Raw genomic sequence first — 13,477 nt, 5'->3', positions numbered from 1 at the left:
AATGAACTTGAGTGCATGTGATATGGTGCAATTCATAGAGTCCTATTCACAAGGTGGTGATCTCCCATGAATGAACAATTTCTAATAACTGAAGACTATCAAAAAATAATACGGTTTATTAATTCCATTCAGCTTAACAAGGGAGATTGCCGGTATTCGATACTGAAACATCTTTCCAGTATTTTCTCATACCATAATTTAACCTTTTTGCTTGTTGATGAGAATGGAATTCTGACAAACCCACTGGGTTTAAATGTCAGCAGCCAGTTATGTCAAATGTATGCGCAATACTATTACAAAACGGATATATTTCACCCTTTGAATCTTCCAACTCACTTACCCCTTTCCAAAAGAGCTATCAGAACGGCAGATATTATGCCCTACCGCCAATACGAAAACACCGAGTACTATAACGATTTTTTGAAAAAAGACAACTTCTATTATCAAATTTCACTTCCATTAAATATTGACAACAGGCTGATAGGTGGTATCGGAATACTGAGGTCTAAGGAAGAAGGTTGTTTCACTAACAAAGATGTTGAAATATTGGAATGCATGTCAAGTTATATAGCGCATTATCTGCTTCAATTTCAGAACACGGAGTATATCAAGCGTGATAATAAAAATCACGATAATTGTATTGATCACATGCCTGTTGGATTTGTGTGTTTAGATAAAAAACAGTGTGTGGTATGCAATAATGAAACGGCAGCATCAATATGCAAAAGCATTCTTAAAGATCAAAAAAATACGAATCATGTCGAAGCTGTTATCAATGAAGTTCTTTCCAGCCTGGATATAAGTGTTATCACTTCAAGTTCTTGTATCCATATACAGCACGGAGACTATAACTTTAAAGTAGCACTTTCTATCATACCGGATTTTTATCTGGGCATTGAAACATACTACCACATCTTCATTTACAAGGCCGCTGCGGACGGAAAGGTTAATCAAGTCCATAATGTCAATGATTACGGATTATCCCAAAGAGAGTTAGAAATCATTGTGCTTATTGCTGAAGGATTAACCAATAAGAGGATTAGTGAGAAACTTTTCATCAGCGTTAATACTGTCAGAACACATATTGACAACATTTTAAATAAATTGGATGCGAACAGCAGAATAGAAATTCTCTATAAAATGGGATTGATCAAGAATGTAAAATCCAATAGCGCTGGTATGGTCAGAAATAATAACTGACAAACCCTGCTCAAGCAGACACCTGTGAGCAGGGTTTGTCAGTTTGTTAGTGGACATTTTTTCAATGGTGCCCGGAAGAATAGTTCTCCAGTTGGAACCATTCATTCTTATCGCCTATAATACATGAAGATCAAGCCCTGCTGCCATTAAGGCTGTTTCATGCAGTGCCTCAGATAACGTTGGATGTGCATGAACTGTGTTAACAATGTCCATAACAGTCAGTTCATTGTTAATTGCCAGTGTATACGTTGCAATGAGTTCTGTTGCTTTTGTCCCGATGATCGTAACACCTAAAATATGCCCTGAGGTTTTATCATAAATGAGTTTAACAAATCCTTCGGTTTCCAGCTCAATGACAGCTTTTCCATTGCAATAGAACGGATATTTCACTACACCGACCTGTTTGATAAGTTTGCGTGCAGAGGTTTCGGTATGCCCGACGATTGCAATCTCCGGTGACGAAAAGATGCAATGGGGTATAGCTTTGTAGTTAACTTCTCCTGCCATTCCCATGATATGCTGGACGGCTGTGCGTGCTTCGTAATAGGCTATGTGTGCAAGTTGTTCACTCTGAGTAATATCACCAATAGCATAGATTCCTTCTACGTTTGTTTGCATAAACTTATCGGTTCTAACACGCCCATCATCTATTTGAATATTTACCGCAGATAACCCAACATCACTGGTAAGTGCTTGCCGGCCGACGCATACCAATATCTGATCGCAATTGATTAACTCAACATCACCATTGCCGGTGATGACTGTCAGTACCATATCATTCTGGCCAGGATGATCAACATGCTGTACCTGCGTGTCAAGTAAAACGGTAACCCCTTTTCGCATGAGTGCTTTAGTGATTGCCGCTGATAAATCTTCATCTTCAGCTGCAATGAGGCGGTCAGTTAATTCTATCAGTGTAACATCCACACACAGAGAGCTGAAAATAGAGGCGAATTCAACGCCGATAACGCCGCCGCCGATGATAACCAGTTTTGTGGGCAGCTTTTCGGATGAAAGGATCTGGCTACTGTTGAAAATATTGATTCCATCAGTTTCCAGTCCGGGGATAGCGGTTTCTTTAGCACCCGAAGCTATGATAATGCTTTGTGAATGGACCTTGATTATTTCTGCATCTTTTTTGATTGCAACTGTGTGGGTATCAACAACACGCCCTTCGCCTTGGATATACTTGATGCCGCTTGCCTTTATTAACTGTTCCACACCGCCAACTATCTGTGCGACAACCTGATTTTTAAAGTTTATTGCTTTTGCATAATCAAATTTTTTGTGAGTTGATTCGATGCCGTACATTTCTGCTTTTTTGAACAAATGATTAACCTCAGCACATTTTAGCAGAGCTTTCGTGGGGATACAGCCTTCATTTAAACAAGTGCCGCCAAGTTTGTTTTTTTCAATGAGAGTTACTTTCGCACCAAGCTTGGCAGCAGTTAATGCAGCAGAGTACCCGCCCGGCCCTCCCCCGATGATAGTGATGCTTTTATTTGCTGTATGCAGATCCATAAGGCCCTCCTTTAACATGTGAAAACCAGTAAAAAGCTGCAGAGGTATATTCAGAATCCCCTGCAGCGGTTGCGAGACATAGGGCACTGGGCATGTGCCAATCGGTAGTACCGCTATATGACGTGCAGTTGTCATATTACTAAAAAATAGCACTACCACCATCGACATTAATCGTTTGTCCTGTGATGTTTCTCGCCAAATCAGATGCAAGATACACTACCATATTAGCAATGTCTTCAGGCTCTTGCGGTCTTCTAAGTGGAATTTGGCTGCTTGAAAAACTTCTGAAAGCCTCATTTTTAGATTGAGCATCGCCGTTGTTGGTCATTAGTTCCAGCTGTTTTTCCCACATATTTGTTCTGATGATTCCCGGACAGATCGCATTGATGTTGATATTGTTTTCAGCTACTTCCCTTGCCAAAGAATTAGTTAAGGCAATGACACCGGCTTTGCTGGAAGCGTATACAGATGCGTACGGGGCCCCCATTTTAGCCGCAACTGATGATATGTTGATAATGTTACCTTCATTTTGGGGGATCATATGTGCAAGAGCGGCTTTGCATCCGTAAATGACACCTTTCAGGTTAATATCGATCATGTTGTCGATATCCTCCTGTTGCATATCTGTAATCGGTTTCATCGTGCCAATTCCAGCATTGTTAACAAGCAAATCCAGTTTTTCGAATTTCTTTATCGATTCATTGACCATATTGACAACTTCGTTCTGGTTAGAAGTATTGACCTGAAATGCCATCGATGCATTACCCATTTGTGAAATTTCATTAGCCACCACTTCAGCTGCAGCTATATTGATATCAGCAACACATACAGCACACCCTGCCTCTGCCAGTCTCATCGCGATTGCTTTTCCTAAACCACTGGCGGCACCGGTCACAAGCACCGATTTGCCATTTAGATTAATGGGAACCATAGATTAGCCTCCTTTACCCACCATTTTACCAGCTATTTTGGGTTCATTAGTTCTTTGACACATTCAGTGATTAAAACTTTGTTTGGCAAACAATATTGTTCGGGCATGCCGAATGGCAGTGGTATATTTGCAGCGCCTAGTCTCTTAATGGGTGCTTTTAAGTGAGGGAAAAATTCTTCGCTGATAACTGCACTGATCTCTCCGCCGAATCCCCCTCGTTTAGGTGCTTCATGAACAATAATAACCCGACCGGTTTTCTTGACAGACTGCGCCAACGTTTTTTTATCTAATGGGATTAAGGAGCGTGGATCAATAATTTCCACATCAATTCCTTCGTCGGCCAGTTCTGTTGCTGCTTCCAATGCTGGGTAAACCATCGCTTGCAGAGCAATTATGGTTACATCTTTTCCTTCTCTAACAACTGAAGCCTGACCAAGTGGAATGGTGTACTCGCCTTCAGGAACATCACCTTTCATGCCAAGAAGCTGTTTGTGCTCGAGGAACAGTACAGGGTCATTATCTTGAATCGCTGTTTTAAGAAGTCCTTTAGCATCATGTGGATTGGAGGGCATCACAATTTTTAACCCGGGGAAGTTCATAAACCAGGCTTCAACACATTGTGAATGTTGTGCGGCCGCACCAAAGCCCGCGCCTTGAGGAGCTCTAATTGTCATAGGCACACTCAGTTCGCCGCCTGACATATAGCGTTGTTTTGGACCCTGATTTCCAACTGCATCAAAAGCATACACAATGAAATCTGCAAATTGCATCTCGACGATTGGTCTTTTTCCTGCCATTGCAGCGCCAACACCAAAGTTAGCATATCCAGATTCGGCAACTGGCATATTGAATACCCGATTCGGTCCGAAGCGGTCGTAGAGTCCTGCACATTGCCCAAAAGCACTTCCCATCTTTGCGACATCTTCTCCAATGATAAACACATGCTGATCTTTTTCCATTTCTTCCATTTGTGCTTCCAAAACTGCCTGAGAAAAAGTTAGTTGTCTCATAATAGTTCACCTCCCAAATTTGTAGCATATACTTGATCCAAATCAAGTATATCTTCGGGTGTGGGCAGTGGCTCTTTTTCTGCATAATCAAAAGCATCGTCGATGAGCAACTGAACTTTATCAGCTATTTCTGCAAGCTCCTTCGCTGACGCTCCCTGTTCAATTAGCAAGTTTTCCATCCGCTTGATGCAATCGTCTTTCATAGCTGCTTTGTGTTTTTCATCATCTCGATAGAATCCAGGATCACCTTCAAAGTGTCCTCTCCAGCGGTAGGTTTTTGCTTCAACAATATTGGGCTCGCCATTTTTGGCTTTAGCAATAGCCCTTTCAAGTGTTTCCTTTACTTTGATAACATCATTGCCATCGATCGTTTCTCCCGTCATTCCATAAGCAAGTGCACGTGTTGACAGATTTTCAATCTTGGTTTGCTCATCAGTCGGACAAGAGATTGCCCATCCATTGTTCTCGATGTAAAATACGATAGGCACATTTAATAAAGCCGCAATGTTCATTCCTTCATGGACATTACCTTCACTGGCTGTCCCATCACCGAGGACGCAGACAACCACTGAATCCTGATTGTCCTGTTTTAGTGCCCAAGCATATCCGACTGCTTCTGGTATGCCGGCTCCCAGCATGCCATTCACCGGCAGTAATCGATCTTCTTTGCTGGATATGTGAAAAGTGAATGCTTTGCCACGATTATACCCTGAACTTTTGCCGAAGAGTTCAGCTGTTAATTTCTTTATATCCAGCTTATTAACCAAACCTGGATGAAATCGATGGGTAGGAACCAGGTAATCGTTGGGTCCAAGTGCATTGACAACTCCGACTTGCGCAGCTTCCTGTCCAATTCCCAGATGGAAAAACCCTTGCAGTTTACCTTTGCCAAGGAACGTAATAATTTTCTCTTCGTATTTCCGCCCGAGCACGAGCTGCTCATAGAATTTAAGCAACTCATTTTTTGAATATTTCATGTTGACACCTCCGCATGTTTTAATCCATCAATAGAATGAACAGCCTTCTTTCACCTCCTGTAAATAGCAATGGATAGTTCCTTCCTGAAACTTTTTTCCAAACAAGAACCCAACGTGGCATGATCGTTGCCAGTTAGTATTCAGTGTTTGCCTAAGAATCGTTTTTTCTTTTTAATCAATGTACTGATGGACATTGGTCATCATCTCCTTAAGAGAGGCTAAAAAGCTAACAGCCGGCAGTCCATCGATGATTGCGTGGTCTGCGGTTAGAGACAGCGTAGTTAGTGGCAAAATGACAGTTGCATCATTTTCCAACACGACGACTTCCTTGCGAGTGGTTCCAATAGCCAATATCGCAGCTTCGGGAGGATTGATAATTGGTGTTATAACATCAACATCAAACATCCCCAGGTTACTAATTGTAAAAGTGCCTCCAGTCATATGAGCTGAAGTTATCTTTTTATCCATAATTTGCTGTATCAACTGTTTTGATTCAAGCGATATCTCCAGCAAACCTTTTGATGCCACATTTTTAATGACTGGAACGTAAAGTCCTTCTTCAGTGCCTACAGCAATACCAATATTAATGGATTCATAAATGATGAGATCATTCTCTACGATCGTTGAGTTGAGCAGTCTGTGCTTCTCTAGGGCCAATCCTGCGATTTTTACAAAAATATCTGTTAAGCTAACTCTATGACCCTGTTCAGCGTACAATTCTCTTAATCTGATTAATCCGCTCATATCGGCACGCGTAGTCATGGTTCCTTGTGGTGAACGCTGCAAACTCTCTGACATCCGTTCTCCAATGATTTGTCTGAGACTACTTAAGGGTTTTTGCTGTAAAATTGTTTTATCGTGGTGAATTTGATGAATTTTCGGTTCGTCTAAAATTTCAATGAGCTGTTCTTTTATGACTGCAATATCATCGGAAGATTCCGAAATGTAAGCAAGTATAGCACCGATACCAACAACATCCCCCTCTTTAACGATGGGTTTGTTAAGAACTCCATCTGCAGGTGCTTCTATTTCATTGGATATTTTTTCGGATGTAATTTCTGCAATGGGTTCTCCTTTTTTCACGCCGTCACCTTCAGATTTTAACCATTTAACAAGGGTACCTTCCTTCATTGTCATTCCAAGCTTGGGCATATGGATTTCAATTGGCATAAGTCTTCTCCTTTTCGCAAATGTAATTTGGTGATATATTGCAAATTTATCAAAATATTCTTTATATATCTTCCTGTGAATTACGTAATTTGTTTTTCAAATACGCAACTTTACGTATTCAAATGCCAGCAGCGGTAGTACCATTGCTTCCTCTGTTACACCCTTAGATTTCGGGGTAAGTAGATGAACGAATGAAAAATGGCGATGCCATTCCACACAACTGGCCTGAGGGCCAGTTGCATGATGAGAGAAAGGTGAGAAGGATGAAAGAAAGCCTCATTGCTCCCTGTGGCATGAACTGTGGCCTGTGTGTCCACTATCTTTTTATGCAGCATGATATCAACAAACAGGGATTTCACCGAAAATACTGCCCTGGTTGCATCCCGCGGGGGGAACACTGCACTCACATGGGTCATCACTGTGAACGGCTGGAGAAAGGAGAAATCCGGTTCTGCTTTGAATGCAATGAATTCCCGTGTAAGAGACTGAAGGCGTTGGATGGCCGCTATCGGAAAAAATACCATATGAGCATGGTGGAAAACCTGGAGTTCATTCGCCAGCAGGGCATGGAAGCATTTCTGACAAAAGAAGCTGAAAAATGGCAGTGCAGAGAATGCGGCGGGGTTGTTTGCTGTCACAATGGCCTGTGCCTGGAATGCCAGATGGATACCCTGCACCGCAACAGAAAATACCGGTGGCACGAGGAAAATAAGTGAATACAAAGGGCCATGTAAAAGAGCCATGTAAGGGCTATATATGTGAAGAAGTTCAATTGAAAGAAACATGTGAAAGGAACATGAAAATGACAGCAGGGACAAAGCGGAATGAGATAGCGCTTGGAATGACTGTGGGGGTTGTTCAAAAACAAGACCAGCGCAGCGGAAATGTAACAGAAGGGGTTGTCAAAAAAATCTTGACGAATGCAGCTTCTCATCCTCATGGGATTAAGGTGATGCTTGAGAGCGGAATCGTAGGCAGGGTAAAAGAGATCAAGAAATAGATGGAGGCAACAAAAGACGATAACCGTTACTCCGGGATAATCGTTACTAAGGAAGGGATCAACCATGAAAAAAACAGGAGTGTCATTTTGACAGTGTTGCTGGCCTGGTCCAGGAACTGGGACTGGCAGGCATTGCCGGCTGGCAGCGGAGCTTTGCCACAGACGATGTGTGGCCGGCCCTGCGAGATGTGGTATTCGAAGGGGCTGATTAAACCAGCAAGTGATTCATTCATATGCCTGAGAAAATAAAAATGGAAGATGTTTTTATCATGAACACGACAGGGGTGGCTTATGATTAGCAAAAGAATTCAAAACATGATCCCGTCAGCTACATTGGAGCAAGCTGCAAAAATAGCGGAATTAAAGAATCAGGGCATCCAAATAATTGGATTTAATGTTGGCGAGCCTGACTACAACACACCGACAAACATCATTCAAAAGGCAGAAGAGGCTTATCACCTGGGACTGACCAAGTACACGCCTGCAGCTGGCATGGTAGCGCTGAGAGAGGTAATCTGTCAAAAATTCAGGAAGGAGTATGGGTTGGATTATGCACCCAAGGAGGTGCTTGTATCAGCAGGTGCCAAGCAATCCCTGACAAATGCACTCATGGCCATCGTGGATCCCGGTGATGAAGTCATCATACTCACACCTTGCTGGGTAAGCTACCTTGAAATGGTCAAGCTTGCCGAAGGGGTGCCTGTTTTGGTTCCGTTGGAGGAAAATGACGGCTTCAGACTGGATGTGGCGAAGATAAGAAAAAACATCTCAGAAAAAACAAAAGCCATCATCATCAATTCACCCAATAACCCGACCGGAGCGGTATACAGCAAAGAAGATCTGAGGCAGCTGGGCCAGATGGCAGTTGAACATGATTTTTATATCATTTCAGATGAAATATATGAATTTTTAGTCTATGAGGGCGAGAAAAATGTCTGCGTGGCTGCCCTGTCTCCTGAAATAAAGGAAAAAACCATCACCATCAATGGGATGTCCAAGGCCTATGCCATGACAGGCTGGCGAATTGGATATGCCGTGGGGCCCACACAGATCATCAAGGGGATGGCAGATTACCAGGGCAACACGACGACAAGCCCCAACACACCCGCACAATACGCCTCGATAGAAGCACTGGCAAACTCCCAAGAGTCCGTTGAGATGATGAGAGCTGAATTTGACAGAAGAAGACGCTATATCCTCGAAAGAATCAATGCAATGAAAAACATCCATTGCAGTATCCCCAAAGGCGCTTTCTACGTCATGCCCAATGTCAGCTATTTTTATGGCAGAGAGTACAAGGGCCTGACAGTCAACAATTCCTTAGACTTGGCAAATTACCTGTTGGAGGAAGCTAAAATCGCCGTCGTAACGGGAGCTGCATTTGAAGCGCCTGACAATATTCGCATCTCTTATTCCAATTCAATGGAAAACATTGAAAAAGGGATGGACCGGCTGGAAGCGGCATTAAGCAAGCTGAAATAGGCCGAATGAAGGGTAACAGAAAAGCAGGGAGATGTTTAATCTTCGTCCCTGCTTTTCTGTTATAAAAGGTACCTGTTCTTATTTTTTAATAATTTCTTCAGCCATCTCTAAAAGCGCCTCTTTTGTAAGCTTCTCATCGAGACAGTTTAAAGAATAACGAATACCGTCTTCCTCCCACTCGATCATTTGAATGTGCTTGATAAAATCAAAGTCTTCTCCAAAGGAAAAAACGTAAGTGCCATTTGCTTCATCAATCTTATCCTGTTCGGTCATAACATAATCTCCAGGCTTGAATTTATTTAAATAGTCATCGTAAAACACGGTCTGGGCATCTGTCAAGGCAATTTCTTCGCCTTCCAGCGGGGGGAATTCTGTTGAATTCTGGGGCTTTTCCATCACATACAAGTACAACTCTGAATCGCCTTTCATATAGGTGAATTCTGCACTTTTTATCATAGCCACTTGATTTTTCCCTTCATCCTTACCTTCCAACTTACCTACAAAAGCTTCCTCGAATGCGTATCCGTTTTCAAACTGTTCCACATACTTTGGTAAAAATTCAGCCGCCTTTTGCATTTGTTTGTCAGAAGGGTAGGATTCGAATTTATTAAAAGCATATCCCGGAACAGATGTAATTGAAATAATCTGAGATGCCGCAAAGCAAGTCGCTGTTGTCAGTACAGCTAAAATGAAGGCCACCAAGATCTTTTTTGTTCTTTTAGCACTTTTCATATAATGTTCCTCCTTATTTCTGTGTTGGATGCTCCTATGGATTTCTTCAAACATGTTCTCAGAAGGGCTTATTTTTTCAGCCTCCTCCTTCTTGATACATTCTGTTTCAACTTGCTGTGCGTCATGATAATCTGCCATTTCAAATATGTCTTCCACTGGCACAAGGCCTTTTTCTTTTTTGGAGATTTTCCAGGCATTTACCTGATTTCACTGCAGATTGAGTTCGTGTCTATGGCATTGGTTTTCTTACTTTAAATTCTAAAGCGTTGAAAAATGTGATTATTCTTACTATCTTATACGAACAAGCTTTTGATATGATGCCAAAAAAAGAGGGTATCAAAGCATAAGAATTTTAAATGGACATGAAGCTCAGGGATTCACAAAAAAGGTGAGTCGGAATTTTCGGAACAATGATAGAATAAGGATAAAATAGAGATGAATAGGAACAAGTCGTGCAAGAACAGGAAAATCGAAACCTGAACAGGGTGACAACAAAATTGAATGGGGAGTGAAGTCGATGGAGGTACTGTGCACAGCGGAAACCAGTACACAGATCGGAGTGCTGGAAAAGAACCTTCAGATCCATTATGCAGGCTGGACAACGGAGCAGCGGATTTTATCGGAGGATGAAATGGCAGCTCTCATGGCAGCCAATGAACCGGAGATTCTGTTGACCAGCTATGACCCCATTACCCGAAAGGTCATCGACAGCTCTCCCCGGCTGAAACTGGTGGTCTGTACCCGGGCAAATCCGGTGAATGTGGACGACGGCTATCTCCGGGAAAAAGGCATTCCCCTCAGCTACGCCCCGGAACGCAACTCAGATTCAACGGCGGAGTACACCGTTGCCATGATGCTGGCTGTCATGCGCCGTATTCCCAATGCCCACCATGACCTGAAAATGGGCCTGCACACAGCTGAAGAGAGCGCGGTGATACAGGACACCAAGGCGGGGCTTCGCAGAGATGTGACCTGGGCACTGGGCAAAGAAACCCCCTATGTGCATTACAAGGGATTTCAAATGAAGGGAAGAACCCTGGGCATCGTGGGCTACGGCAGTATCGGCCGCCGTGTGGCAGATATTTGCCGGGCTTTTGGGATGAAGATCATGGTGTTCGATCCCTACCTGCCGGAGGCGGAAAAGGATGGCGCGGTTTTTGCCGCCACACTTCTGGAACTGGCGCGGGAGGCGGATGTCCTCACCGTCCACAGCAAGGATACCCAGAGACCTTTCAAATGATTAACCGGGAAGAGCTGCATCAGATGAAACCGGATGCTTTCTTTATTAATACCTCCCGGGGTGCCCTGGTGGATGAGGAGGCCCTGGTGGAGCCGGTGTACCGCACCAGTACCTTTGTGTTTACGGAAGAGCGGCTGGAGAAATGGTTACAGGGTACGGCAGGGGAAGAAGAGATTATCTATACCTACGGTCGCTCCCGGAATCCAACCCAGATCTCCCTGCAGAAAAAAATCGCCGCCCTGGAGCACGGAGAAGCAGCCCTGGTGACTGCGTCTGGCATGGCGGCCATTACGATGGCCATACTGGGTTATTGCAAAAGCGGGGACCACCTAATCTATGCCCAGACCGTTTATGGAGGCACCTACAACCTGATGGCCCATGTGCTGAAGGATCTGGGAATCGACGTCACCTTTGTGCAGGACCTCACAGCAGAAAATCTGAACAGGGCGAAACGTGGCAATACCCGGATGGTTTACTTCGAAACCGTTGCCAATCCCACCCTGGAGATTCCGGAATTTGATGAAATTGCAGCCTGGGCAAAGAAAAGCGGCGTCCACACGGTGGTGGACAACACTTTCACCTCCCCCTACCTCTTTCGGCCACTGGACTGGGGTATTGACACGGTGATTCACAGCGGCACCAAATACATCAACGGCCACGGCGACCTTGTGGCGGGTGTGGTGGTGGGCAGTACAGCCTTTTGCGAAGGGCTGCGAAAAAAAAGCACATGGACATCGGGCCGGTTCTTTCCCCCGATAATTGTTCACTGATGATGCGGGGGCTGAAAACCCTTCACCTGCGGATGGAGCGGCACTGTGAAAACGCCCTGGCCTTTGCCCGGGCTATGGAGAAGCACCCGAAAATCCGAAAAGTGCGTTACCCGGGACTGCCCGACGACCCATTCCACCGGCGGGCCCAAAAATACTTCAATGATTTTGGTGGTATTGTGGGCCTTGAGATTGAGGGTGACCTGAAAAAAGTGCAGGAACTGGTTTTTCAGCTGAAGCTCTGCTACTTTGCTGTCAGCCTGGGGGATTTGGATACCCTGGTGCAAATTCCGGCGCTTATGACCCATGGCAAGGTTCCCCGGGAAGAACGGGAAAAAATGGGGATCATGGACGGTGTGATCCGGGTGTCGGTGGGCGTTGAACATGTGGAAGATATCATCGGCGATTTTGAACAGGCCCTGGAGAAGCTGTGATGAAAGTGATGTCACAGGAGAGATCATCTGCCGGTCACCGCAACAGGAACTGGGACTGACGGGGCTGTACCGAATCCTGTCCAATAGCGAACCGCCTACTTCCCATCAAACCCAGCGCTTTACCCCGAACAGGAAAAACCATGGGGTTTATGTGCAGCAGTTTCAGGTGTTCAAGGAGTTGCAGCGTTCTTTCTTCACCCTTCAAAAAAGCTGATTTCATTGAGAGGGGCAGGCAAGCGTTAGGCGCTATTCGATGTAAGGCAGTCATAGGAAAAAGAATAGGAGGAGTATCATGACAAATGAACTTAGCTGTCAAAAAGGGTATATCTATGTGCTGGATACGTTGGCTGACTGGGAAATTGGTTTCATAACGGCAGAGCTAAATAGTGGCAGGTATTTTGCTGAAAACACAAAATTTGAGCTCATCATGATTGGAAATTCATTGAAGCCAATTAAAACAATGGGTGGCATAACGATTACGCCGGATATGGATATCAATCAAGTTATATTCAAAGAAGGCGATTTACTCGTGCTTCCTGGAGCAGATACCTGGATGGATGAAAAAAATAAAAACATATTGGAAATGGTATCGAATGTAATCAACCAGAAGGTGATCGTTGCGGCAATTTGTGGCGCGACAGCCGCATTAGCTCAAAATGGCTTATTGGATAATAGAAAGCATACAAGTAATGATAAGGATTACCTAAAAATGTCTTGCCCGGGTTATGCTGGAAGTCACCATTATATCAATGCTGCAACCGTAGTAGATGATAATGTCATAACGGCCACAGGGCTTGCTCCATTGGAATTCGCATACGAAGTATTTAAAAAGATAAAGGTGATGAAATCGGATACAGTAGAAGCATGGTATCACCTTTATCAAACGAGGGAATCCAGGTATTTTTACAGTTTGATGGAATCAATGGAATCAACGGAATCAATGGAATAAATTCAACAATAGATGGCACGGGTCTCCGGGATTTCCGGAGACTTTTTTTGTTTTCTGGTGGTGA

The 13,477-nt window shown here is 43.9% G+C and carries 13 protein-coding genes and 1 pseudogene; 8 read left to right on the top strand and 6 right to left on the bottom strand.

Going from position 1 to position 13,477, the window contains the following annotated elements; all coding sequences use genetic code 11:
• Positions 1 to 66 precede the first annotated feature (66 nt).
• Positions 67 to 1,200: a response regulator transcription factor gene (locus QOL74_RS13360; protein ID WP_283409992.1), complete on the top strand. Its 1,134-nt coding sequence runs from the start codon at positions 67 to 69 to the stop codon at positions 1,198 to 1,200.
• A gap of 114 nt (positions 1,201 to 1,314) precedes the next feature.
• Here QOL74_RS13360 and lpdA read toward each other — a convergent pair whose 3' ends face one another.
• The 5 genes from lpdA to QOL74_RS13335 all read right to left on the bottom strand — a co-directional run bounded on the left by lpdA (position 1,315) and on the right by QOL74_RS13335 (position 6,809).
• Positions 1,315 to 2,721 carry a dihydrolipoyl dehydrogenase gene (gene lpdA, locus QOL74_RS13355; protein WP_283409991.1) on the bottom strand — a complete coding sequence of 469 codons (1,407 nt, stop codon included), beginning with the start codon at positions 2,719 to 2,721 and terminating at the stop codon, positions 1,315 to 1,317.
• A 139-nt stretch (positions 2,722 to 2,860) separates the two neighbouring features.
• A complete protein-coding gene (locus QOL74_RS13350; protein WP_283409990.1) occupies positions 2,861 to 3,652 on the bottom strand; it encodes an SDR family NAD(P)-dependent oxidoreductase in 792 nt (263 codons plus the stop codon).
• 32 nt (positions 3,653 to 3,684) lie between these two features.
• A complete protein-coding gene (locus QOL74_RS13345; protein ID WP_283409989.1) occupies positions 3,685 to 4,662 on the bottom strand; it encodes an alpha-ketoacid dehydrogenase subunit beta in 978 nt (325 codons plus the stop codon).
• The gene (locus QOL74_RS13340) at positions 4,659 to 5,639 is read right to left on the bottom strand and encodes a thiamine pyrophosphate-dependent dehydrogenase E1 component subunit alpha (protein WP_283409988.1); all 981 of its coding nucleotides are present in this window, start codon (positions 5,637 to 5,639) and stop codon (positions 4,659 to 4,661) included. Before QOL74_RS13340 ends, QOL74_RS13345 begins: the two co-directional genes overlap by 4 nt.
• Positions 5,640 to 5,810: 171 nt before the next feature.
• The gene (locus QOL74_RS13335) at positions 5,811 to 6,809 is read right to left on the bottom strand and encodes a dihydrolipoamide acetyltransferase family protein (RefSeq protein WP_283409987.1); all 999 of its coding nucleotides are present in this window, start codon (positions 6,807 to 6,809) and stop codon (positions 5,811 to 5,813) included.
• Positions 6,810 to 7,000: 191 nt separating this feature from the next.
• Between QOL74_RS13335 and QOL74_RS13330 the strand changes: the two genes are divergently transcribed.
• From QOL74_RS13330 to QOL74_RS13320, 3 genes are all read left to right on the top strand, one after another.
• Positions 7,001 to 7,525, top strand: a complete 525-nt coding sequence (locus QOL74_RS13330; RefSeq protein WP_283409986.1) for a DUF3795 domain-containing protein — start codon at positions 7,001 to 7,003, stop codon at positions 7,523 to 7,525.
• Between the two features lie 86 nt (positions 7,526 to 7,611).
• Positions 7,612 to 7,809 carry a YwbE family protein gene (locus QOL74_RS13325; RefSeq protein WP_283410052.1) on the top strand — a complete coding sequence of 66 codons (198 nt, stop codon included), beginning with the start codon at positions 7,612 to 7,614 and terminating at the stop codon, positions 7,807 to 7,809.
• A gap of 291 nt (positions 7,810 to 8,100) precedes the next feature.
• Positions 8,101 to 9,291 (top strand): pyridoxal phosphate-dependent aminotransferase, encoded by a 1,191-nt coding sequence (locus QOL74_RS13320; RefSeq protein WP_283409985.1) that lies wholly within the window; start codon positions 8,101 to 8,103, stop codon positions 9,289 to 9,291.
• Between the two features lie 78 nt (positions 9,292 to 9,369).
• Here QOL74_RS13320 and QOL74_RS13315 read toward each other — a convergent pair whose 3' ends face one another.
• Entirely contained in the window at positions 9,370 to 10,023 is a 654-nt protein-coding gene (locus QOL74_RS13315; protein WP_283409984.1) for a hypothetical protein, read from the bottom strand.
• A 517-nt stretch (positions 10,024 to 10,540) separates the two neighbouring features.
• Here QOL74_RS13315 and QOL74_RS13310 point away from each other — a divergent pair.
• The 4 genes and pseudogenes from QOL74_RS13310 to QOL74_RS13295 form a co-directional block, all read left to right on the top strand.
• A pseudogene (locus QOL74_RS13310) lies at positions 10,541 to 11,295 on the top strand (NAD(P)-dependent oxidoreductase); the annotation flags it as partial.
• Complete coding sequence (locus QOL74_RS13305) at positions 11,287 to 12,033, top strand: trans-sulfuration enzyme family protein (RefSeq protein WP_283410051.1); 747 nt, start codon at positions 11,287 to 11,289, stop codon at positions 12,031 to 12,033. The pseudogene QOL74_RS13310 and the gene QOL74_RS13305, both read left to right, overlap by 9 nt.
• Positions 12,033 to 12,464, top strand: a complete 432-nt coding sequence (locus QOL74_RS13300) for a PLP-dependent transferase (RefSeq protein WP_283409983.1) — start codon at positions 12,033 to 12,035, stop codon at positions 12,462 to 12,464. Before QOL74_RS13305 ends, QOL74_RS13300 begins: the two co-directional genes overlap by 1 nt.
• Before the next feature lie 292 nt (positions 12,465 to 12,756).
• Complete coding sequence (locus QOL74_RS13295; protein ID WP_283409982.1) at positions 12,757 to 13,413, top strand: type 1 glutamine amidotransferase family protein; 657 nt, start codon at positions 12,757 to 12,759, stop codon at positions 13,411 to 13,413.
• The last annotated feature ends 64 nt before the right edge of the window (positions 13,414 to 13,477 follow it).

The sequence above is a fragment of the Anoxynatronum buryatiense genome, from assembly GCF_900182905.1.
Lineage (GTDB): Bacteria > Bacillota > Clostridia > Peptostreptococcales > Tindalliaceae > Anoxynatronum > Anoxynatronum buryatiense.
The sequence above is the reverse complement of the archived record's forward strand: the minus strand, read 5'-3'. Positions and strand labels throughout refer to the sequence as shown.